The organism is Bacillus sp. AFS059628 (assembly GCF_002571225.1).
Lineage (GTDB): Bacteria > Bacillota > Bacilli > Bacillales > Bacillaceae_G > Bacillus_A.
Window position 1 is genome coordinate 1 of record NZ_NVEC01000112.1, and the last position, 21580, is coordinate 21580.

General features: G+C 35.3%; 24 protein-coding genes and 2 other annotated features. Of the genes, 14 read left to right on the plus strand and 10 right to left on the minus strand.

What is annotated here, in order from left to right; all coding sequences use genetic code 11:
- Positions 1 to 39: 39 nt before the first annotated feature.
- The gene (locus COL05_RS28955; RefSeq protein WP_098671105.1) at positions 40 to 1734 is read right to left on the minus strand and encodes a methyl-accepting chemotaxis protein; all 1695 of its coding nucleotides are present in this window, start codon (positions 1732 to 1734) and stop codon (positions 40 to 42) included.
- Between the two features lie 412 nt (positions 1735 to 2146).
- Positions 2147 to 2974, minus strand: a complete 828-nt coding sequence (locus tag COL05_RS28960) for a class I SAM-dependent methyltransferase (RefSeq protein WP_142337716.1) — start codon at positions 2972 to 2974, stop codon at positions 2147 to 2149.
- A 105-nt stretch (positions 2975 to 3079) separates the two neighbouring features.
- Positions 3080 to 3350, plus strand: a binding site (T-box leader).
- A 50-nt stretch (positions 3351 to 3400) separates the two neighbouring features.
- Between COL05_RS28960 and metG the strand changes: the two genes are divergently transcribed.
- Positions 3401 to 5035: a methionine--tRNA ligase gene (gene metG, locus COL05_RS28965; RefSeq protein WP_098671107.1), complete on the plus strand. Its 1635-nt coding sequence runs from the start codon at positions 3401 to 3403 to the stop codon at positions 5033 to 5035.
- Positions 5036 to 5076: 41 nt separating this feature from the next.
- Here the strand turns inward: metG and COL05_RS28970 are convergent, their stop codons facing one another.
- From COL05_RS28970 to COL05_RS28990, 5 genes are all read right to left on the minus strand, one after another.
- The gene (locus COL05_RS28970; protein WP_098671108.1) at positions 5077 to 5979 is read right to left on the minus strand and encodes an EamA family transporter; all 903 of its coding nucleotides are present in this window, start codon (positions 5977 to 5979) and stop codon (positions 5077 to 5079) included.
- Positions 5980 to 6118: 139 nt separating this feature from the next.
- A complete protein-coding gene (locus tag COL05_RS28975) occupies positions 6119 to 7564 on the minus strand; it encodes a sensor histidine kinase (protein ID WP_098671109.1) in 1446 nt (481 codons plus the stop codon).
- Positions 7542 to 8207: a response regulator transcription factor gene (locus tag COL05_RS28980; RefSeq protein ID WP_000148833.1), complete on the minus strand. Its 666-nt coding sequence runs from the start codon at positions 8205 to 8207 to the stop codon at positions 7542 to 7544. Before COL05_RS28980 ends, COL05_RS28975 begins: the two co-directional genes overlap by 23 nt.
- A 364-nt stretch (positions 8208 to 8571) precedes the next feature.
- A complete protein-coding gene (locus COL05_RS28985) occupies positions 8572 to 9033 on the minus strand; it encodes a L,D-transpeptidase (protein WP_098671110.1) in 462 nt (153 codons plus the stop codon).
- A 30-nt stretch (positions 9034 to 9063) separates the two neighbouring features.
- Positions 9064 to 9507, minus strand: coding sequence for a DUF3978 domain-containing protein (locus tag COL05_RS28990; protein ID WP_048528253.1), 444 nt, complete (start codon positions 9505 to 9507; stop codon positions 9064 to 9066).
- 413 nt (positions 9508 to 9920) lie between these two features.
- Here COL05_RS28990 and COL05_RS28995 point away from each other — a divergent pair, with 413 nt between their 5' ends.
- The 6 genes from COL05_RS28995 to COL05_RS32115 all read left to right on the plus strand — a co-directional run bounded on the left by COL05_RS28995 (position 9921) and on the right by COL05_RS32115 (position 13178).
- Entirely contained in the window at positions 9921 to 10535 is a 615-nt protein-coding gene (locus COL05_RS28995) for a DedA family protein (protein WP_098671111.1), read from the plus strand.
- Positions 10536 to 10745: 210 nt separating this feature from the next.
- Positions 10746 to 10967, plus strand: a complete 222-nt coding sequence (locus tag COL05_RS29000) for a helix-turn-helix transcriptional regulator (protein ID WP_098671112.1) — start codon at positions 10746 to 10748, stop codon at positions 10965 to 10967.
- Positions 10954 to 11664 carry a DUF3169 family protein gene (locus COL05_RS29005; RefSeq protein ID WP_098671113.1) on the plus strand — a complete coding sequence of 237 codons (711 nt, stop codon included), beginning with the start codon at positions 10954 to 10956 and terminating at the stop codon, positions 11662 to 11664. The genes COL05_RS29000 and COL05_RS29005 overlap by 14 nt, the downstream gene beginning before the upstream one ends.
- 12 nt (positions 11665 to 11676) lie before the next feature.
- Positions 11677 to 12759, plus strand: coding sequence for a M50 family metallopeptidase (locus tag COL05_RS29010; protein WP_098671114.1), 1083 nt, complete (start codon positions 11677 to 11679; stop codon positions 12757 to 12759).
- A 96-nt stretch (positions 12760 to 12855) separates the two neighbouring features.
- Positions 12856 to 12996: a DUF3985 family protein gene (locus COL05_RS29015; protein WP_098671115.1), complete on the plus strand. Its 141-nt coding sequence runs from the start codon at positions 12856 to 12858 to the stop codon at positions 12994 to 12996.
- Positions 12997 to 13046: 50 nt separating this feature from the next.
- Positions 13047 to 13178: a hypothetical protein gene (locus COL05_RS32115; protein WP_257152611.1), complete on the plus strand. Its 132-nt coding sequence runs from the start codon at positions 13047 to 13049 to the stop codon at positions 13176 to 13178.
- A gap of 25 nt (positions 13179 to 13203) precedes the next feature.
- On the opposite strand, the gene COL05_RS29025 is transcribed toward COL05_RS32115, so the two are convergent.
- Entirely contained in the window at positions 13204 to 13590 is a 387-nt protein-coding gene (locus tag COL05_RS29025; RefSeq protein WP_001077770.1) for a DUF3938 domain-containing protein, read from the minus strand.
- A gap of 451 nt (positions 13591 to 14041) precedes the next feature.
- Between COL05_RS29025 and COL05_RS29030 the strand changes: the two genes are divergently transcribed.
- On the plus strand, positions 14042 to 14566 hold the full coding sequence (locus COL05_RS29030) for a GNAT family N-acetyltransferase (RefSeq protein ID WP_098671116.1): 525 nt from the start codon (positions 14042 to 14044) through the stop codon (positions 14564 to 14566).
- 107 nt (positions 14567 to 14673) lie between these two features.
- Here the strand turns inward: COL05_RS29030 and COL05_RS29035 are convergent, their stop codons facing one another.
- Entirely contained in the window at positions 14674 to 15567 is an 894-nt protein-coding gene (locus COL05_RS29035; protein ID WP_098671117.1) for a YitT family protein, read from the minus strand.
- A gap of 278 nt (positions 15568 to 15845) precedes the next feature.
- Here COL05_RS29035 and COL05_RS29040 point away from each other — a divergent pair, with 278 nt between their 5' ends.
- The 3 genes from COL05_RS29040 (at position 15846) to COL05_RS29050 (ending at position 17886) form a co-directional block, all read left to right on the plus strand.
- Positions 15846 to 16130 (plus strand): hypothetical protein, encoded by a 285-nt coding sequence (locus COL05_RS29040; RefSeq protein ID WP_000394930.1) that lies wholly within the window; start codon positions 15846 to 15848, stop codon positions 16128 to 16130.
- Between the two features lie 28 nt (positions 16131 to 16158).
- Positions 16159 to 16941, plus strand: coding sequence for a membrane protein insertase YidC (gene yidC / locus COL05_RS29045; protein WP_098671118.1), 783 nt, complete (start codon positions 16159 to 16161; stop codon positions 16939 to 16941).
- 129 nt (positions 16942 to 17070) lie between these two features.
- Positions 17071 to 17886: a hypothetical protein gene (locus COL05_RS29050; protein WP_098671119.1), complete on the plus strand. Its 816-nt coding sequence runs from the start codon at positions 17071 to 17073 to the stop codon at positions 17884 to 17886.
- Between the two features lie 78 nt (positions 17887 to 17964).
- Here the strand turns inward: COL05_RS29050 and COL05_RS29055 are convergent, their stop codons facing one another.
- Positions 17965 to 18192 (minus strand): hypothetical protein, encoded by a 228-nt coding sequence (locus COL05_RS29055; RefSeq protein WP_098671120.1) that lies wholly within the window; start codon positions 18190 to 18192, stop codon positions 17965 to 17967.
- Positions 18193 to 18357: 165 nt separating this feature from the next.
- Positions 18358 to 18594 (plus strand) — a binding site (T-box leader).
- 65 nt (positions 18595 to 18659) lie between these two features.
- Between COL05_RS29055 and COL05_RS29060 the strand changes: the two genes are divergently transcribed.
- The 3 genes from COL05_RS29060 to COL05_RS31595 all read left to right on the plus strand — a co-directional run bounded on the left by COL05_RS29060 (position 18660) and on the right by COL05_RS31595 (position 21518).
- Complete coding sequence (locus tag COL05_RS29060) at positions 18660 to 19976, plus strand: APC family permease (protein WP_098671121.1); 1317 nt, start codon at positions 18660 to 18662, stop codon at positions 19974 to 19976.
- Between the two features lie 47 nt (positions 19977 to 20023).
- Positions 20024 to 21268 carry an MFS transporter gene (locus COL05_RS29065; RefSeq protein ID WP_142337717.1) on the plus strand — a complete coding sequence of 415 codons (1245 nt, stop codon included), beginning with the start codon at positions 20024 to 20026 and terminating at the stop codon, positions 21266 to 21268.
- An 82-nt stretch (positions 21269 to 21350) separates the two neighbouring features.
- Positions 21351 to 21518 carry a hypothetical protein gene (locus COL05_RS31595; protein ID WP_180233490.1) on the plus strand — a complete coding sequence of 56 codons (168 nt, stop codon included), beginning with the start codon at positions 21351 to 21353 and terminating at the stop codon, positions 21516 to 21518.
- The last annotated feature ends 62 nt before the right edge of the window (positions 21519 to 21580 follow it).

Here is a 21580-nt window from a genome sequence, read left to right on the forward strand (position 1 = left end):
AAAGTGAAAAAAGAGAGATTAAATCTCTCTTTTTTCACTTTAAGCATTTGTTTTGAAATGAGAAACGAGAACTTCAAGTTCTTGTACAGTCGATTTCATTTCAGACGCCTTTTTAGCGACGACACTCATTTTGTTTACTTGGTCACCAGCTGAAGTTGCTGTTTGTGATGTTTCGGCGGCAACTTCATTTGAAATAGAAGCAATGTTATTTAAAGCTGCATTCATTTCTTCAGAACTTGCGGCCATTTCTTCAGCAGTTGCAGACATTTCTTGTATTTGTGTAGAGACTTTGTTAATGTGGTTAACAATTTCTGAGAATGAAGATCCAGCGGTACGAATGACTGTAATTCCTTCAGACGCCTCTGATTGGCCTTGCTCCATCATTTCATTTGCTATTTTTGTATCTTCTTGAATTTGATGAAGTAAATGATTAATATCAGTTGCTGCTAATTGAGATTGTTCAGCAAGTTTTCGCACTTCATCGGCAACAACAGCGAATCCTTTCCCATGTTCGCCAGCACGGGCTGCTTCAATTGAAGCATTTAAAGCAAGTAAATTCGTTTGTTCCGCTATATTAGAAATAGATTGAAGTGCAGTATCAATATGATTGGTGTGCGTAATGAGTCGCTCTACTACTTGTGATGTAGCATTAACAGCATCGTTAATGGTATGCATCTGTGTAATAGATTTCTCAATGACTTTATTCCCACTATCTGCTTTTTCTGAAGTTGTAACAGCTAGGCTAGCAACAGAAGAGGCAGATTCTGCAATACGTTGAACACTTGTTGCCATATCGTCCATTGCAGTTGAGCTTTCTTCTATGCTGGAAACCTGTGAACGAATATTATGTTCAAGAGCATTCATAGTTTCCTCGGTTTTTGCTGTGTTTTCCATAGAAGCAGTTGTTTCAATAAACACATTTTCAGACGCTACTTTTACACTTGTTGATGTTTGTTGCACTTGTTGTATGATACGTTGTAAGTTAGCGAGCATTTGATTAAAGGAATTGGCGATATCACCGATTTCATCTTTACTCGTTACGTGCAATCTAGCTGTTAAATCGCCATCTTGAGAAGCTAATTCTTTTAATTTCTCATCAATTTGTCGTATCGGTTTAACGAGTTTACCAGAGAACCACCATGCTAATAAAATAGCCGTTATTGTACATGTAATGAGGGAGAAGAAAATAATATATTGAATAAGAGATGAAGAAGACTCTACGTCGGCAATTAATGCGTCACGTTTATCATTTTCTTCATTTGCATATTTAGTAAAACGACTTAAAAGGTCGTTTACATAATCGGTTTGAGCTAAAGCAATTTTGGATGCTTCGTCCCATTTTCCTTCGCGAGTGAGAGGAAGGACTTCATTATCTATGACGCTTCGCCATTTTCTTCCCATTAAAATCACCTCTTTCATTCCTTCCGGGAGCTTTTTATCACTTGTTACTTTTTCTCTAGTATCAGCTAGTTTTTTTCCTTCTCGGTTGAATTTATCCAATCCTTTTTGATCATGTGATAGTAAATATTCTTGTAAGCCAGCAACTTGTGCTTGGAACCAATCGCCACGTTCTTTTAAAATTGTTGCTCTTTTTGATACATCATTTTTTAAGGTTTCGACTTCATTTGCTTGATTCATGGCGAATGAAAGAATAACAATAAGAGCAATGCTAAATAAGGAACAAATACTTAAGAGTGTGAAGAGTAGTTTTTTTCGAATACTAACATATTTCATCGTTACCCCTACCTTTTAAAAACTGTTTATTATAATTTATAAATGTTAATACAGAATTAATAAAAACATTATTATGAAGTTATTAATCTGTTCAATGAAAATTATAGCAGATAGTGGAAGATAGCAAATCAGTATGAGTAAATGTTCTTAAAATGTATACATTTGTATATCAAAAAATTCATAAATAAAAATTAGAAATCCTATTGTAATTTGAAATAACATGATGTATACTTCTAATTAGTTGATAACGATTATCAGTATCAACTATAAACATTACTCTTCGTTATGTTGGTCATACCCCTTTTTGACGACGTAAGTCAGAGACGAAATGTTGAAATATCTTGTGTCCTATTCTACAGAATTATGGTAATCTCCAACCTCAACTTATATGCGTGAGCATGCAAAAAGGATCCTATCCGTGAAGGGATCCTTTTTTGCATGCTGTCGCAATTAATGTATATAAACCAGGCACACGCTCTTCCATTCCTTCCGGTGCAGTAGGAGGGAAGACCCATCTTTGATGAGACCCGTGTTCTTCAACTAGTTTTTCAATTTTAAAATGTGCTTCTGCAAGTGTTGTAATAATTTCTCCTAGCGTCCAGCGACGGATGGTTGTTTTAGGTAACGATTCTTTCTGCGCTTCTGTAAGAAGAATGCTATAAGCAACATCATCTTCCATTAATTCTTCATCGAAATAATTTCCATTAGCCCGAAATGATGGGTGGTCGCCCCCTAATAATTTTGTGTAAACAGGATGATAGTCACGAAGGATAAGCATTCCATTTTCTTTCAGTAAGGTAGCAATTTTTTGAAAGAGAGGTTTTAAATCTAGAAAGTAATGGAGTACACCAAGTTCCAGCAATACGATATCAAATGATTGGGAGAGCGGCGCATGTAATACATCAGAAACGACATACTGGATAGAGACACCAGCTGCTTCCGCAAGTTCATTTGCATATTTTGCATTACTTGCTGAAATATCAACAACTGTTACGTCAGCTCCTAAAAGAGCGAGAGCAACGGCTTTATTGCCTTTTGAACCGAGTAAATTAATAATACGTTTTCCTTTTGGAGATTGTATGTAAGGTAAATAGTGATTTACCTCGTGCATAGGGTCTTCCATGATTTTTTTCGCATAATCAGCTGGTGCACCGTGACGATTCGTCCAAGCTTCATATGCAGCTGCATTCCAGCTTTTTTCATTACGTGCGCTTAGTTGTTTTTGATTCAATCGTATCATTCCTTTCGTGAACGTATAGGTATTCTATGAGAGGATGGGATTTCCTTTTCTTTTTGAATTAAAGTTTGATTTTTCTGCAATTAAGTCGTAAAATACGTGTTATATATAAAAGCGTTGAAAAGGAAAAGTAGGATGAACACATTCTTTCCAGAGAGCTTCGGTAGCTGAGAAGAAGCAAGAATATTCATTTGAACAATGGCCTTTGAGCTTCGTCCTGAACTTATGAAATGATAATAGTAGGCGGCGACGAGAGTTGGTACTCGTTATCAAAATCACAGTATAAGAGCATATAGCTCCGTACTTGTTAAGGCTAATTATGTGAGTAATTGGCGAAATAAGGTGGTACCGCGACTGTTTATACAGCCCCGCCCTTATCTTTTTTAAGATAGGGGCGGGGCTTTTTATATTTAAAAGGAGGAATGCAAGATGAGTATTTTTATTGGAGGCGCTTGGCCATATGCAAATGGTTCGTTACATCTTGGACATATTGCGAGTTTGTTACCTGGAGATATTTTAGCACGTTATTACCGAGCGAAAGGTGAGAATGTGTTGTATGTGTCGGGAAGTGATTGTAATGGAACACCGATTGCGATTAGAGCAAAACAAGAAGGTGTGGAGGCTAAGATCATTGCTGATAAGTATCATGAAGAATTTGAGCGATGTTTTCGTAGCCTTGGTTTTACTTATGATTGTTATACACGTACAGATAGTGAGCGCCATCATGAAACGGTTCAAAATGTTTTTTTACGTTTATTAGAAGAAGGACATATTTATAAAAAAACAGTAGAACAAGCATATTGCGAAACGTGTACACAATTTTTACCTGATCGTTATGTAGAAGGCGTTTGTCCACATTGCCATGAAGAGGCAAGAGGAGATCAATGCGATGCGTGTTCAGCTATTTTAGATCCACTCGATTTGTTAGAAAAGAAATGTAAGTTATGTGGTAATACACCATCCATACAGGAAACAGAGCATTTTTATTTCGCATTGCATACATTTCAGGAGCAAATTAAAAGGGCTGTAGAAATCGCCAAACAAACAGGAACATGGCGCGACAATGCGATTCAACTAACAGAGAGATATGTAAAGGAAGGATTACTAGATAGGGCGGTTTCACGTGATTTACCAATCGGGGTACCAATTCCAGTAGAAGGGTATGAAGATAAGAAAATTTACGTATGGATTGAAGCAGTGACAGGGTATTATTCAGCGAGTAAACATTGGGCTGAAGAAACAGGGAAAGATGATCAAGAGTTTTGGGATAAAGAAGCGAAAACATATTATGTACACGGAAAGGATAATATTCCGTTTCATTCTATCATTTGGCCAGCGGTATTGCTTGGAATAGGGGAAGGAGCAATTCCTCGTCATATCGTTTCGAATGAATATTTAACAGTTGAAAAAAGAAAATTATCTACAAGTAAAAACTGGGCAGTATGGGTGCCTGATATATTAGAACGCTATAATCCAGATTCTATTCGTTACTTTTTAACAGTAAATGCACCAGAAAATCGTGACACTGACTTTTCGTGGCGTGAATTCATTTACAGTCATAATAGTGAATTGTTAGGTGCATACGGAAACTTTGTGAACCGGACGTTAAAGTTTATTGAAAAATATTATGGTGGTACTGTGCCGAAGGGAAGTATTGACATAGCGCTGAAAGATAAAGTAGAAGGATTATATAAAAATGTCGGAGAAGTGATTGAGCAAACTAAATTTAAGGTGGCGCTAGAAACAATATTTGAGACAGTGCGTTTTGCAAATAAATACTTTGATGAGAGGCAGCCTTGGAAACAACGAGAAGATGATCCAGTTTCATGCGAAGAAACGATTTACAACTGTGTGTATCTTATCGCTAATTTTGCAAATCTCCTTGAACCGTTTTTACCATTTTCAAGTGAAAGAGTTAGAAATACCTTATCGATTGTGAACCGAAATTGGGAACCTCAACATACATTGCCGAATAGAATCGATAGTGTGCAGCCGCTATTTGAACGAATTGATGTAAAACAAATTGAGTGTGAGATAGAAAAGCTATTTAGTGCGTTAAAGTGAGATAGAGAAAAAGACCTTTCAAATATATGAAAGGTCTTTTGTTAGGCACTATGCACGCTACTACGTTTCTTTTCTCTCCTAGCCGTAAGGAGCTGAGGAGTAAAAATCCCAAGTAGTATAAAGAGAATCCCAATCCACTGCATGAACGTTACGACTTCATGTACAAGTGTAATAGAAGCGATAATGGCTGTTGGTAATTCAGCTGCTCCTAGTATTGTACCAAGTCCTGTTCCAACTTTCGGTACGCCAATTGAAAAACAAATGACAGGTACGACAACGCCGAACAATCCGAGGAAGAAGGCGTATTTCCAGAGACCAGCTTGCAAGGTACCGTCTGTTAAAAAGGTTGGCGGGAAGAATAAGCATACGATAAGAGTAGCGCTTGTTGTCATAAGGAAGCTTTTCGTATAAGGTGGAACTTCTGTAGCAACGCGCCCACTTGCAAATACATAGAATGAAAAAGAGACAGCAGCCAATAGGCCAAAGATAATACCTTTCGTGGAAAAGTTTTGTCCGAGACCTTCAAAGACACCACCTGCAAACAATGTTCCAACAAATAAAATAAGGATAGATATAACTTTCTCACGGCTTGGAAATGTACGGTTTGCAATTGCCTCAATGACTACACCAATCCATGTGAACTGGAAAAGCAGGACGACAGCGATAGATGCTGGTAGTTCTTCTACAGAAATAGCATAGAAGATACCGGTCATACTCATTGTCGTTCCAACTGTTAGTAAGGAAAAGAATTGCTTTTTTGTTACTTTATGACGTGAAACGAAAAGAACGAGCAGAAGAAGTCCAATCCATCCGAAGACATATTGTCCTCCTAATAGTTGATGTGCTGAAAATCCATCAATGAATCCGAGTTTAAAAATAGTTGAAAGTACGCCGTAGCTACAAGCTCCGAATAAAACGAGTAATGAATACTTAAATTTCTCCATGAAAATCCTCCTTTTACATAATAAAAAACGCCCGCTATCCAAATAAGGATAACGGGCGAACGAAACAGAGTCATATACTCTACAAAATTCCGCCACTCATACGAAGTATGAATTTGGGGTATGAAATTGTAGTAGGTTTTTACATTGCTTTTGGGAATACAATAGAACATTTTACACCTTGAGGTGTGTTTTGTATACCATAAGGAAATTGATGTTTATCTAGTATTTGTTTTACAATGTATAACCCAAGACCACTACCTTGTACTAAGCCATGTTTGTCAGGATTTGCGCGATAGAATGGTTCAAATAAATGGGCAAGTTTATCTTCATCTATTTGTGAACCTGTATTTAATACTTCTAATGCGTAACCGTTTGGCTTTTCATAAAGCTTTATATAGACATGCTGATGGTCAATTGTATAATGAATTGCATTTGAAATAATGTTGAAAATGGCAGTTTGAATAAATTTAGGATCAGCTAAAACTTGTACATCTTGTTTAATGTTAGATTGAACATTTAATTGCTTTACAGATACGAAATAATCTACTTTCTTCATAACATCCTCAATAATATTAGTTAATGAGATAACTTTTAAATCTGGTTTAAATTGAGGATTTTGTATTTTGGATAATTCCGACATTTTTTCCGTTAATATGTTAATATCTTGCATCATTTCATAGGAGCGTTTTAAATATTTATCTCTATCTTTATAAGCCCCAATCCCGTGAATCATGCCATCTAGTTGCCCCATAACGGCTGCGATTGGTGTTTTTAATTCATGGGAAACCATAGACATAAATTCTTTACGAGATTGTTCTAATTGCTGCTCCTTTTTGAGTTCATTTCTTAAATCTTGATTGCTTGCATGTAAATTCTTCACTATATTTGGTACTTGTGAAGCAGCTACTTGTAAATTAAAATCTGTTTGATCAGTATTTTTGTTAAGTAGTTTTTTATCTGAGAAATCAAGATTCATAATATCTTTTAAAGCATCACTCATATATTGAAAAGGCTTAGCAATTAGTTTTGCATAAATTAAAGAGCCGAGCAGAGATAATGCAAGCATTGTCGCGCCAATATGTGGAGCTAATTGCTGCAGTACATCTGTTAATTTTGGATTATCTTGTGCATCATTTGTTTTACTTGCTGCATTTTGTTTATGTAAGGCATCATTATTAGTAGCGACTTGCTTTTCCGTTTCTGTAAGTGGAGCAGAAGCGCTATTTTTCCCCGAAATATTTTGAGTATGTTCTTTTGCTTTTGCAGTTTGGCTAGGCTGCAAAAGGTGATTGATAGCTGTAGAGAGTGATTTATAATCTATAACCGAAGATTGAAAATTAAAAATGTCTCCCTGTGATCCAGCTTTATTTTGATTCGTTTTACTTTGGTCGTTTTGTTTATTTGAATTCGCTTGTTCTGTAGTTAGCGCTCCATTTTCTTTTGCAAAACGTTCTTTATCATAGTTTGAAGCTAGGAAGTAAATAATTTGATAAAGACAAAGTGATAAAAGAATACAAAATAATAAGGTTTTGATGAAAATATTTTTGGTGATGTTGTCTTTGCTACGATTCGATTTTGTAGCCAATGCCTTTCACCGTTTTAATATAAGGAATTCCTAATTTTTTTCGTAAGTTTTTAATATGTGTATCTATAACTCTTACATCACCATAATGTTCATAGCCCCATACCTTATTCAACAAATCACTTCTTGATAATACTTTTCCTCGATTTTGCAGTAAAGTATAAATAATTTCAAATTCTTTTGTTGTCAATTCAATTTGATTACCATGAACATAAGCGGCATATGCTGTAGAATTTAACATCAATTCATGGAATTGTAGTATCGTTGCAGCTTCGGCTTCCTTCGTTGCTGCCCTTCTTAATACAGCTTCTACACGTTTAATAAATACGGTGTAATGGAACGGTTTCGTAATATAGTCATCAATACCTAATTCAAATCCTTTAATTTCACTTTCTTCATTATGTAAGCCTGTTAACATAATGATTGGTACATCAGATTGTCCTCGCATAATTTTACAAATACTATAGCCATCTATATCTGGTAACATCACATCAAGGAGGACAAGGTCGTATGAATTTTTTTGGAAAAGAAGAATGCCTTCTGTTCCAGCACCAACGACATCAACGGTAAAGTTTTGTGCCATTAGAAATTCACGAATTAGTTCTTGTATATCTGGGTTGTCTTCAATCACCAGTATATGCGTCATAGTAACACCTCCTAAATAACGCTTTTTACTGCAATATTCGAATTCATCATTTTTTCGATGACTCAGATTGTTTATACATATAATAAGCCCCCGCCATAAAATAATCATGAAAGTAGCAAGGGGAGTTGTTTAGTGAAACTGAATATTTAAGAATTACAGTAATTCTATTATAGTATGTATTGTAAAATTTATAAAATATTATAACTGTATAATTTTAATATCCATGTTTATCAATGTTTTGATGTTGTTTAACGAAACCCATTCTTATTATATATGTAAATACAGTTGTTTTGCTACTGTAAATGAAGAAATAAAATAAGCCAAGACATAAAATTCTTGGCTACACATAAATCGTGTTGATAGGTTATTTTACAGTGACAGTAGCCTGCTGGGGAATACGCTCAAATAACCAGTGTATATCATTGTTATACATACGAATACAACCTAGTGTTGTCCATTTACCGATTGCCTGATTATTGTTCGTACCATGAATCGCATAAGTTGTTCCATAAGTTCCTGCCATGTTTAGTCCGAGCCAACGATCACCAAGTGGATTACGTGGATCTCCGCCTTTAATTTTGCCTGTATAATAAGGACGATTTTTAATTTTATTTACGATTTGGAAAGTGCCTTTAGGTGTAGGAGTAGTTGCTTTACCAGTAGCGACAGTAAAACTTCTTATGAACGTTCCATTTTGATAATAATCCATTTTATTTAACTGCGTGTTTACAATTAGTTGAGCGTTCGTTGTAGCTGCCTCAGCATTTGTGAATGGGATAGTTAAAAATCCTAATGATAATAGTGCGCTTAATAATAGTTTTTTCATTATGTGCTCCTTTTTGCTATTGTAATAGTCTTACATACAATGAATTTGCAAACCTCTTAATACTTTATTTACATTTTCATCTAGTGTTTCAAAGAAGGTAGTAATCTTTGGATTGTGTTTGTTGTTTTTATCAATGAGTAATCTTTCATTTAGTAAAAGTTCACCATGTAGTCCAAAACTTTGCACTTGAATATTTAGTTCATCTTCAGTTTCAGAAATAACTGGTAAGAAGTAGTGGAAAGCTTTCGTTGGAATGATGTAACTTTTGCCAATCATGCTTTCTTGATTTGAATTAATCCATTTTTTCGTAACGATTTTAATGTTCTTTTTTGAAACGATAAAAGACAGTGTTGTAGATTTTGTTAAACTTACGTCAAATTCATTTGTTTCACATATGTGTAAATTAAAAACGGTTTCATTTTGATGTGATTCAACATTTGTATTAATAAAATCGTGCATTTTATAAGCTTCCATTTCTTATTCACCCTTTTTTCAATTTCGAAAAACGACTTATATTTATTCAATTTAATGCTTAGTCATATATTGGTTAAATTTTTCAACAAATTCCGATATAATCTTACAATACGTATATGAAGCTAATATGAAGTTAGTATGAGTTTGTGGTGGTTTTTTATTGAGAACAAAATAAGATGATTGTTAAGTGTTAAAAAATGGATAAAAAATGCATATTAAGTCCGTGTTTCTCTCGGTATATATTTGTTAATTTGTTTTTAAATGAACGTACATAGAAGTAAATAAAGAACGGGAAATTTTAGTGTGATCCTTACAAAAATGTAATAAAAATGTAAGCTATTGTGATAGTTATTTCGACAATTTTTTTATACAATAATAGTAAGAAGTTGTACGTGATGGAAAGGAGAGATGGCATGGAATGGATTCATGAATTATTTCAGCAATACGGGTACTATGTTGTACTTGTTGGTTTGCTGTTAGAATATATTGCACTTCCGTTTCCGGGAGAGCCAACGTTAGCATATGCGGGATTTTTAGCACATAAAGGTGATTTAAGTTTACCGATTTTAATTATCCTATCCTTTATTGGGACAAGTGTAGGAATGACAATCCAATACTTTTTAGGAAATAAATTAGGAATGCCCTTTGTTCAAAAGTATGGGAAATACGTATTTTTAACCCAAAGAAAAATTGACTTAACAAGAACGTGGTTTGATAAGTATGGATACTTCCTAATTTTTATCGGTTTCTTTATTCCTGGTGTACGTCATTTTACAGGATATTTTGCAGGAATTATTAACTTACCGTTCCGCCGTTTTGCGATTACAATATACTCAGGTGCTCTATTTTGGGTATCATTCTTCTTAATTGGTGGTTACTGGTTAGGTGGAAACTTACATGATATTTTTGGAGCGCTAGAAGGTCACATCGGTAAAATCATTTTTGGAGTGATTGTGATTGTAGCAATTACGTTAGGAGTTCGTTTCCGTAAACAGTTAAAACGAGCATTATTACAAAACGCAAGTTAATATGGAATCCATTCTATGTCAAAAATTAGGAACGCAGTGCAAATGCACTGCCTTTTTTATTTTCCAATCTATTTTAATAAGTTTTTGTTTACCTGTTTAAAACTTCATAGATTATCTTGTCAATTATTAACGTCAAAATGACAATTATAATTGACAAAAATAAGGATATTATTTACAATTTTAAATAAATAAATGAAAAAGAGGTAAGACATGAAGCTTCAAAATCGAGTGAGAGAATTGCGAGCAAAGCATCGTTTATCACAAGGGGATTTAGGGAAAGCGATTGGATCATCACGGCAAACGATCAGTTTAATTGAGCGCGGGGATTATGCACCATCTATCGTATTGTCGTTAAAAATCGCACATATTTTCAATGTACCGGTGGAGGAAATATTTGAGTTAGTGGAGGGAGAAGATGATGGTGAAGAGTAAACTGGGAGAACAATTTATTAGTTTTTGCAAGCTCATATTAAGTATGGTAGGTGGCTTTTTTGCATCCTATATAGCTTTAGACTTACTCTCGGATGAACCGAGAAAATTATCACCCAATATATTAATAGGTGTATGTACTCTTTTTGGAATGATAATGATGTATTACACTTGGAAGAATACACGTATGTTAGCGGAGGCACGTGATGAAGAAGAGAGTGTACAAGGTAGAAAATTAGGGATTGTAATTATGTATTTACGTATAGGTGATATAGTTACGCAGGCCTGGTTTGTATATGCAGTTATTGCATGTAGACGTGCATTCATGCATGATGCAAATGTTTCCTTCGCAATTTGGAACATGGTAGCTGCTACTGCTTTTACGATTATTATAGTGATCATTGGGATTATGGCGAGAAATCGTTATAACAAGCTTTACCCTGAACAAGGTGTAACGTATATGGAATCGATGGAGATGTGGAAGAAAAACGCAGATGAAGGATTAAAGCATATTGTGCATGAAGCTGGATATAAAGCGTACGAATTTACGAATAAAGTATTGGCATATGTGTGGTGGGCTGCCGTTATATATACAGTTGTTAGTGATATCAATTTCGTGTTGCTTGGTTTAATCTCGTTTATTTGGATATTACATATCGGAAAATTCATGTACGAAATGCATAGAAAAATGATTTACTAAGGGGAGAAAAAGGTGGATATTTTAAGAAGGCCAGCTGGTTCACTGACAGTGGTGCTAATTCTGTCCATTTTATACGGAGTAATTCGAACGGAGAGATTAGAAATAATGTTAGATGTATGGGCATTATTTCTAATCTTTTTATTAGTGCTAGCTATTCATGAGCTGGGACATGTAGTAGTTGGTTTAATAGGTGGTTTGAATTTTAAATTTATGACAGTAGGGCCGATTACTTTTCAAAAAGAGAAGGGGAAAGTACGCATTCGAGAAAATAAATTGTGGATGTACTTTGGAGGCGTCGTAATGTTAGTGCCACCTTCTATAGAGACACCAAACCTTTCAAAAAAATGGGCGTGGATGACTTTAGGTGGGCCAATGACAAGTTTACTATTTGGTATTACTTTTGGTTACATATATATGGTGAGTTATTATCAATACCTTTTATACTTTGCTGTGTTACACTTTACAATTTTTGCAGCTACAATCGTACCGATAAAAGGAACGTTTTTGAGTGATGGTATGCAATTTCTCATTTTAATCAAGGATGATGAAAAAGCGCAGCAGCATTTATATAATATTCAAGTATCAAGTGAGTTGTTTAGTTATAAGAGGCCGAAAGATTGGGACGAGAGATTAGTAGAAATTAGTAAGGAGAAATTAAAAGAGGATAAAAGTATAAGAGATATAATGAGCGGACTTATGCTCGTCTTCCTTGCTCGTTCGGATCAAAATGGAATGGAACAAGCGATACCGTATGTAGAACAAATCGTGAAACGCCCTGTAACGAAAGAAAATAAATTTTTCGTTAGTAGTTTTCATAGTTGGTATCTTTTATATAAAGCTCTTTATGAGATGGATCGTCTTTCTCTGCAAGAAGCGAAGGAACATGGGAAGGTGGTTACAAAAATAGACTTACATGGGTATTATCGCACACAAGCGATTGTTACATATGTAGAGAATGATCTAGAAGCTTCACATATTTATATGAAGAAAGCCGATAAAGAATTGCAGAATGCCGAAAAGAATGAACTGGGATATTTACAATTAGAGAGAGAATGGTTTGAGCAGCTGAAAGAGAGGGTATCTTACGATGGGTGAAGTATCCTCTTTTTTCTATGTCGTCTTATGCCGTTCCATAAGAAGTGTGGGGCGAGTAAAATAAGATGTGAAGAGCAAAGCTTGGAGGAATTCTAGATGGAAATTTTAACGATTATTTTAATCATCTTGCTCATTTATGCTGTTTTCAAAGTAGCATATGTAGCATTAAAGATACTCGCGATCCTATTAGTTATCTTTTTAATCGTAGAGTTCGGCAGTAAATTGCTTGGGGGATAGGGTATGTTGTACGCTCTAGTTGTCGAAGGGTGTCGGTAAGTCGATATGTTATGTCGAATCGTCGATATATTTGGAAAAGCGCTGATATAATCCGTTTGGTACTGGATGGGGTATATGGAAAAGAAGTTGCTGTGAAGGTAGCTTCTTTTTATTTTGGTGTTGGGGTATACAAAACAACATAAAAAAGCTGGAAGAATATCTTCCAGCTTACGAGTTACTTTCAATTTGGCGACCGTTTTCTTCTTCATTGTCTTGTAATAGGTTGAATACATCTGCTAGGCAGAATGCAATGAACCAAGTCCATAGACCGTGGAAGAAAGCTGAGCTTAATTGAAGTGGTAATGTATAGTTAGTCATTGAGTAGGAAATACATCCGCCAACGATTCCAATCATTGTTAGTAGCATTGTTTTTTGCGCATTTTCTTCTGGATTGAAGAGGAAGAAAATGTATCCGCCTAAAATTGAAGCGCTTACAAGTGTTTCGATTCCATTAAAAATGATATTCTCTCCAAGCTGAGTGTTTGTCCAGAAGCAGATTGTTCCGCCGATAATAGCAAACAGGACAGCTATTGTATATCTTATATATTGATTCATATGTTCATCTCCTTATGTAATAAGATGATTTGGAAGTCAAAAAGGTAGGTATAGTATATTGAAGTGAGTTTTAGTTGTACGTATCTTTTTATAAAAAAGATCATTGAAGAGTGATCGGTTATTTAAACCGTTACGTGTATGGTGTCTGAAATATACCCGACTGCTCGTTTCTTTTTGCTTGTAAAATAAGAGAAACTTCCAAGTCTATATACTCTTTTTTTGTGAGTCTGTTTTTATTATAACACATTTAGAGGCGTAATGATAGAATTATCTGATTTTGTAATAAGTGTAAAAAATAAAAATCGCAAAGAAATACCATTAACGGCGCAGCTTAGTGGAAGAAGGATTTTCATTTACTATGATGAAATATGTAATTAAGGTGGGATATAAGAAGGGGAATTAAATACTATAAAAATGTTTTGTAGCATAAAGGAAAGAAAGGGGAACTAGCTTGGAAATCACAACAGAAAGATTAATAATTAGACCTTTTAAGAGGACTGATTTACAGGATGTATTTGCTATTTATAATAATGATGATACATGTAAGTTTCTATTACATAATAAGTGGACTCATGAAGACATGCAGGAGAGATTTAATAAGAAGCTAGCAAACAATGTACTTACTAAAGAGTCAATATTAAGTTTGGCAGTTATATACAAAACTAAAGTAGTTGGTGATTTATCCGTATGGTACACAAATATGAAAGATACTGTTGAGATTGGTTATAGTTTTTCAAGTGAAGTAGCTGGGAGAGGTTTGGCAACAGAAGCAGTAAGTAGTTTGGTATTTAAATTATTTAATGAATGTAATGTACATCGTATACAAGCTAATCTTGATGCACGTAATACAGCTTCACAAAAATTGTGTGAACGAATAGGCATGAGAAAGGAAGCACATTTCATGCAAGACTTTTGGAATAAAGATGAATGGACAGATAGTATTGTATATGGAATGCTATCCACTGATTTGTCATAATAAACTTAGTGATTTTATTATGCTAAAAGGTGCGTGAGTTGAATAACAAAGGGCATAACCTATTATATATGACTAATAGGTTATGCCCTTTCATGTATTACTCTTTTTTATATGCGTTTGAAACGGCCGACAATTTCAACTGTTTCAGTAATGTTCATAAATGCTTTGTTATCCACTTGACGGATAATACGTTTCATTTCGCCTAACTCATAACGAGTCACGACAGTGTAAATCATTTTTTTCTTATGGTTTGTATAGCCGCCGACAGCATCTACCATTGTCACGCCACGTATGCCGTGATGTAGTAGGGCGCTTTTTATTTCCTCGCCTTTTTCTGTAATTGTCATTATCGTTAATTTAATATGTTTCGTATGCACAGCATCGATCACTTTGCTGACTACAAATCGACTAATTAACGTATAAAGTGTAATATCCCATCCGAAAATAAAACCTGCTGCTACAAGTAAGATTAAGTTGAATACAAATATGATTGCTCCAATTGAAACATCTCGATATTTCGCTACAATCAATCCAACAACATCAAATCCACCTGTTGAAGAAGCAAATCGGAATATGATTCCTGAAGCTGCTCCGCAAATTACACCGCCGAATACAGAAGATAGTAAAATATCATCTGAAACTTGGTGTACAGGGATAATGTTCATCGCTAACGATGATACAGCTACAAAGTACGCTGTTAAAAAGGTTGTCTTCTTGCCTAAGTAAAAGTGACTTAAAATAAGAAGAGGAATGTTTAGTAAAAAGATAAGTGCACCGATATTGTAGTGCATTAAATAACCGATAATCATCCCTACTCCAGCAAATCCACCGCTAATCATGTTATGCGGGATAAAGAACATATTCATAGAAATTGCATACAAAATAGAAGCTACGAAAATAACAACCAACTGTATGATAAATTCTAAGTGAAATGTTTTAGCTGCTGGGAAGGATAAAAAGGCGGTGTCGGGAACGTAATCGGCGTCTCCTAGTTGACCCATAGTATGTTTCATCTCCATATTCATTTTTGATTACAAGAAGAGAATAAAGGTTTTTTCAAAAACTGGCAATAGTTTTATTATAATGCAAAAATTTTATAAATTTCTAATAAATCAAGCCTATTCATTGGTGTGTGTGAATATACTAAAGAAAGCGAATACAATGTTTCTTAATTATTGTTTTCTTGAGAAAATATGCAAAATACTTTTTTTTGACGATAAAAGGAAATAGAGAATGTTTGCCGAATGTGCTAAAATGACCTTATTAAGGATGTGAAGCGATGGAATTTTTATTGCAGGATGCAATTCTATATATATCGTTTGTAACGACAGCACTTTGTTTATTAGAAGTTTTCTTCCTTGCTAACGTTTCTCGCTTTGTGCGTCAGCAAGCATCGAGCGGTAGACAAAGAGCTTTTGCGTTAGTTGATACATGTGAAGATAGTGCGGGGAATGTACCGCTATTTTCGATTTTTTATAAATATGGAATGATTCGTTCTGTACGCAGACAAGAATCAAGTGAAGAGAATGACGAGGTTGGTCCGTATACACCAATGTTTCGCTAAATAATTACGAAACATTGGAGGAATGAACATGTTAAAATCATACCGAGCTGTGCTCGTTAGTTTATCATTATTACTTGTTTTGGTTTTATCTGGTTGCAGTAATGCAGCCCCAATTGATGCGCATAGTACCGGAATTTGGGATCATTATTTCGTATATCCAATTTCGTTTATGATTCAATTTGTTGCTCATCATATACCGGGAGCAAGCTTCGGGATTGCTATCATTATTATGACGCTCGTTATTCGTTCAGCAATGATTCCATTAGCTGTTTCGCAATATCGTAGCCAAGCGAAAATGAAAAAAATGCAACCTGAATTGCAGAAGCTAAAGAAAAAATACGGTGATGTAAGTAAAGATCTTGAAAAACAAAAGCAGTATCAAAAAGAAATGTCAGAACTAATGAAATCAGGCGGTTGGAATCCACTTGCTGGTTGCTGGCCAATCTTTATACAAATGCCGATTTTCTCTGCTTTGTATTATGCGATTAGCCGAACAGAAGAGATTCGCACATCTTCGTTTTTATGGGTAAACTTAGGACATGCAGATCCTTATCATATATTACCGATTATCGCAGCGTTAACGACATTTATTCAGATGAAAGTTTTCCAATCTAATATTACACCTGGGGAACAAGTACAGATGTTGAAAATGCAGCAAATTATGATGCCGGCAATGATTCTATTTATGGGATTTGCGGCGCCATCAGGTCTTGTGTTGTACTGGATAACAGGTAACTTATTTACAATGACACAGACAATTGTATTAAGAAGAATAATGGAACGTGAAGAATTACAATTACAAAAAACATAGAATAACGCCGCTCATCACGAGCGGTGTTTTTTTGTTAAGTCGTTAAGGAAATTTTAAGAAACTGACATTACTATAGGCATTGTATACGAGAGTGTACATGCTGTAGAACTATGAAGGAGGAAATTTCCTATGAAGAAGAAAACAGTTGGGTATTTAGCGATTGCAGGTGCTTTATCATTCGGAATCATTGGAGGAGTCGGTATTCCGGCATTCGCGGCAACGAATACTCCAGCATCTGAGCAAGCGACAAAAACGGCGAAAAAAGATTTAGATGACGCTACAAAACAAAAAGTAAAAACGATTATGGACGGTACAAAGAAACAGTTGGAGGAGCTAGGTGTAAAGCTTCCAAAGAAAGAAAAACATAAGCATATGTTTGCGGGATTAGATGAAGCAACGAAAGAAAAAGCAAAATCGATTTTAGAGCAAGAGAAATCCGGGAAATTAACACATAGGCAAGCAAAAGAAGAATTAACGAAACTAGGCGTGAAGTTCCCAGAAAAGGGTAAGCATGGAGACATGTTTGCTAACTTAGACGAAGCAACAAAAGAAAAAGCAAAATCAATTTTAGAGCAAGAGAAATCCGGAAAATTAACACGTGAACAAGCAAAAGAGGAATTAACGAAGTTAGGTGTGAAAATGCCAGAGAAGGGTAAGCATAAAGACATGCTTGCTAACTTAGATGAAGCAACAAAGGAAAAAGCAAAGTCTATTTTTGAACAGGAAAAGTCCGGGAAATTAACACATAAGCAAGCAAAAGAAGAATTAACAAAACTAGGTGTGAAACTTCCAGAGAAAGAGAAGCATGGAGACATCTTTGCGGGATTAGATGGGGCAACAAAAACAAAAGCACAAGCGATTTTAGATAATGAAAAGAAACAATTAGAAGCATTGAATGTTGATTTGCCGCACCACAAGTTTTTTATGAACAAAGAAGATAAATAATCGAATTATGTATCTTTCGTGTGGGCAACCGGAAGATACATGTGAGGACCGACTTCTGCTGGCAGAAATCGGTCCCTTTTAATGATTCAATAAAATTCTTTTCATTGTTAGTATGTATCCAAAGACGCAGTAGAAGATTGCAAAACCGATAAACACTTCCGTGTATTGATATGTACCTAATACATAGAAGGAAACAGCTGGTATAATAGCTACTGTTAAAATGCTATAACCAGGATATTTATGCCTGAACATGATAGCGAATAGAACAGAAAGAAGCGTAGCAATGAGACAAAAAACAGCAATCATTATTGGTGCACCTCCTATATAGAGTATACCATTTTTAGGGAATTAGAGAAGTATCGTAAATTCTGTTATAATATAAGAAGAGAAACATTTCGTATGTTATATAAAAAATATATTGATTTTTTCTAACAATTCAATATAATGAACAATAACTACAAAATTCGACATCAAGAAGTGATGATGAGGACACGATCAATTTTTTACGATTCTCAGAGAGGGAAGCCTTTGGCTGTGAGCTTCCTAATACGAAAAAATGGATTACCACCTCTGAACTGCAGCAGTGAACGAACATCTAGTAATTGCTTGCCGGCAAAAACCGTTATTTAGACTTGAGAAATTGGTGAAGTGTGTTACTTTACGAATTGAAACAAGGGTGGAACCACGAATATAACACTCGTCCCTTTTTTAGGGAGGAGTGTTTTTTTATTTCATTTTTGCATCACACTAGGATTGGAAGGAGGATACGCAGCATGCATCATGATGAGAAGAACAAGATTGGTTTAACGGTAGCACTTTCTATCGTAGTAGGAACGATTATTGGATCTGGTGTGTTTATGAAACCAGGGAGCGTATTAGATTACTCGGGGAGTTCTAATATGGCGATTCTTGCTTGGGTAATTGGTGGTCTGTTGACGCTAGCAAGCGGTTTAACAGTAGCTGAAATTGGAGCGCAAATCCCGAAAAATGGTGGGTTGTATACGTATTTAGAGGAGATTTACGGAAGTTTTTGGGGATATTTATCAGGCTGGATGCAAACGATTGTTTATGGACCAGCTATTATTGGAACGTTAGGGTTGTACTTTAGTTCTTTAATGATTAACTTCTTCTATTTAGATAAAGTATGGAATTTACCAATCGCAATTGGAACTGTTGTGTTCCTTGGCGTTGTAAATAGTATGGGAACAAAATACGGAGGTATCGTCCAAACAGTTACGACAATCGGGAAAATGATTCCGATCGTATTAATCGTCGTGCTAGGTTTTTGGAAAGGAAATAGCGATATCTTTAATGTAGTTGTGCCGATATCTGAAAATCAAAGTATCGGTATGGCAATTTTAGCAACATTATTTGCTTATGACGGCTGGATCCTGCTTGCGTCAATTGGCGGAGAAATGAAGAATCCAACAAAGTTATTACCGAAAGCAATGACAGTTGGGATTTTAATTGTAACAGCTGCCTACGTATTAATTAATTTGGCATTATTAAATGTATTACCAGCAGTGGAAATTGTGGACCTTGGAGAAAATGCAACAGCGACAGCTGCGGGCATGCTACTTGGTGAATATGGTGGAAAAATTATTAGTATCGGTATTATCGTGTCTATTTTCGGTTGTTTAAATGGAAAGATTTTAACGTTCCCACGTATCCCGATGTCGATGGCAGAACGTGGACAGCTTCCATTTGCTAAGTTTATTGCAAAGGAAAGCCCAAGATTTAAAACACCAGCAAATGCAATTACTGTTGAAATCATTTTAGGAATTATTTTAATGATTATTAGTGATCCGAATAAGCTATCTGAGATTTCCGTATTCATTATTTATATTTTCTATGTAATGACGTTTATTGGTGTCTTCATTTTAAGAAAACGCAATAAGAATAAAGAGCGTGCATATAGTGTACCGTTATTCCCAATCGTACCAATCGTTGCGATTTTCGGTTCGCTCTTTGTAATTGGTAGTGCAATTATCAATGATCCGGTAAGTTGTTTCTTATCAATTGGAATTGTCTTTACTGGACTGCCGGTATATTGGTATTTAAATAAGAAGAACAAAACTGAAGTATCATGATTGAAGGGTAGGCGTATTATACGCCTACCTTTTTTACTGTAAAAAAATTGTACTTGTTTTCAATTTCTATTTTGGTTACTATAGTCGTAGTAACCAAAATAGAAAGCGTGGGGAAAGACTTGAATTTTCGTGTGCATATTTTAGCTATCGCGGCTTTCGTAGTCGGAACGGTTGAGCTAATTATAGGAGGAACGCTTGATTTAGTTGCCAATGATTTAGGAGTATCTATTAGTGCGGCTGGTCAGCTTATAACAATATTTTCAGTAGTATTTGCTTTATCAGGTCCGGTTTTATTAGCGGTAACTGGAAAGTCTGAAAGAAAAAAATTATATATTGGGGCATTATCAATTTTCTTAATCGGAAATATTATTTCAGCATGTAGTGTGAATTATGGGATGTTAATGTTCTCAAGGGTTATTTGTGCGGCGAGTGGTTCGCTTATTATTGCACTGTCAGTAACACTTGCTTCTAGCGTTGTAGAACCACATTTTCGTGCGCGTGCAATTGGAATCATCTTCATGGGGATTAGTGGCTCACTTGTACTTGGAGTACCGCTTGGCCTTGTACTCGGAAATGCATATGGATGGCGTGCACCATTTGTACTCATTTCGATCTTAACAGTAATGGCAATCGCATGTATTTCATTATTCTTAACGAAAGTACCACCAACATCAGTGCTATCGATAAGAGAGCAAATCGCTACGTTAAAAGATAAAAAAATTGTCAGTGCACAGTTAACGTCATTCTTATTTTTAACGGGTCATTTAACACTATATGCATATTTAACACCATTCTTAAAAGATGTGATGCATGTTGAGGCAAATTGGATTAGTGTATTTTACTTCATTTTCGGAGTTGCAGCAGTAATTGGTGGCGGCTTCGGTGGCTGGCTTGCGGATAAATGGGGATCGAAGAAAAGTATTATCTCAATTATTATCGTATTTGCGTGTGCGATCTTCGTATTGCCAATGATGACATTTTCATTCCCGCTGTTCATTATTATGATGGGAATTTGGAGTATGCTTAGCTGGGCTATTTCACCAGCACAACAAAATTATTTAATTGAAATTGCACCAGAATCAGCTGGTATTCAGCAAAGTTTAAATAACTCTGCCCTTCACTTAGGAATTGCGCTCGGTTCAACAGTAGGCGGAGTTGTTATTGAAAAATCATCTGTTATATACAACGCTTGGGTAGGAGGTGGCTTTATTATATTAGCGCTGCTTTGTGCAATTTTCTCGATTACGAGAGGACGTTCTGCTCAGTTTGCAAAAGAAGAATCTATCGTTTGATAGGTTCTTTTTTATTTGTAAAAAATGGAAGGGTTTGGTGGGTAGATGGAGAAAGGTGTATATAGCGAGGTGATGGAAAATGATGTCTAATTTCTCGGTATTGGGGATAATAATTGCACTACTACCGGTATTGATAGTTGTTGTTGTATTAAGATGGGTTCGTTTCATCTATCAAAACTCAGAGAAACAAGTGGAGCAAAATGAAAAAATTATTGAGCTGTTGACGGAGATAAAAGAAAAAGATAAGTGATATATATTTGTTTGAAATTTGTTTCTCGTAAGTTATGAAGGCACTTATAAAGTGAAACTTTA

Bases quoted from the DNA above. Each gene is read 5' to 3' on its own strand.
- COL05_RS28990 (WP_048528253.1), bottom strand. From the start codon at position 9,507: ATGGAAGCTTATAAAATGCACGATTTTATTAATACAAATGTTGAATCA.
- COL05_RS29000 (WP_098671112.1), top strand. From the start codon at position 10,746: ATGAAGCTTCAAAATCGAGTGAGAGAATTGCGAGCAAAGCATCGTTTA.
- COL05_RS28985 (WP_098671110.1), bottom strand. From the start codon at position 9,033: ATGAAAAAACTATTATTAAGCGCACTATTATCATTAGGATTTTTAACT.
- COL05_RS29005 (WP_098671113.1), top strand. From the start codon at position 10,954: ATGGTGAAGAGTAAACTGGGAGAACAATTTATTAGTTTTTGCAAGCTC.
- COL05_RS31595 (WP_180233490.1), top strand. From the start codon at position 21,351: ATGTCTAATTTCTCGGTATTGGGGATAATAATTGCACTACTACCGGTA.
- COL05_RS28970 (WP_098671108.1), bottom strand. From the start codon at position 5,979: ATGGAGAAATTTAAGTATTCATTACTCGTTTTATTCGGAGCTTGTAGC.
- COL05_RS29060 (WP_098671121.1), top strand. From the start codon at position 18,660: ATGCATCATGATGAGAAGAACAAGATTGGTTTAACGGTAGCACTTTCT.
- COL05_RS29025 (WP_001077770.1), bottom strand. From the start codon at position 13,590: ATGAATCAATATATAAGATATACAATAGCTGTCCTGTTTGCTATTATC.
- COL05_RS29050 (WP_098671119.1), top strand. From the start codon at position 17,071: ATGAAGAAGAAAACAGTTGGGTATTTAGCGATTGCAGGTGCTTTATCA.
- COL05_RS28960 (WP_142337716.1), bottom strand. From the start codon at position 2,974: ATGATACGATTGAATCAAAAACAACTAAGCGCACGTAATGAAAAAAGC.
- COL05_RS28955 (WP_098671105.1), bottom strand. From the start codon at position 1,734: ATGAAATATGTTAGTATTCGAAAAAAACTACTCTTCACACTCTTAAGT.
- COL05_RS29015 (WP_098671115.1), top strand. From the start codon at position 12,856: ATGGAAATTTTAACGATTATTTTAATCATCTTGCTCATTTATGCTGTT.
- COL05_RS32115 (WP_257152611.1), top strand. From the start codon at position 13,047: ATGTCGAATCGTCGATATATTTGGAAAAGCGCTGATATAATCCGTTTG.
- COL05_RS29040 (WP_000394930.1), top strand. From the start codon at position 15,846: ATGGAATTTTTATTGCAGGATGCAATTCTATATATATCGTTTGTAACG.
- metG (WP_098671107.1), top strand. From the start codon at position 3,401: ATGAGTATTTTTATTGGAGGCGCTTGGCCATATGCAAATGGTTCGTTA.
- COL05_RS29055 (WP_098671120.1), bottom strand. From the start codon at position 18,192: ATGATTGCTGTTTTTTGTCTCATTGCTACGCTTCTTTCTGTTCTATTC.
- COL05_RS28995 (WP_098671111.1), top strand. From the start codon at position 9,921: ATGGAATGGATTCATGAATTATTTCAGCAATACGGGTACTATGTTGTA.
- COL05_RS29035 (WP_098671117.1), bottom strand. From the start codon at position 15,567: ATGGGTCAACTAGGAGACGCCGATTACGTTCCCGACACCGCCTTTTTA.
- yidC (WP_098671118.1), top strand. From the start codon at position 16,159: ATGTTAAAATCATACCGAGCTGTGCTCGTTAGTTTATCATTATTACTT.
- COL05_RS28980 (WP_000148833.1), bottom strand. From the start codon at position 8,207: ATGACGCATATACTGGTGATTGAAGACAACCCAGATATACAAGAACTA.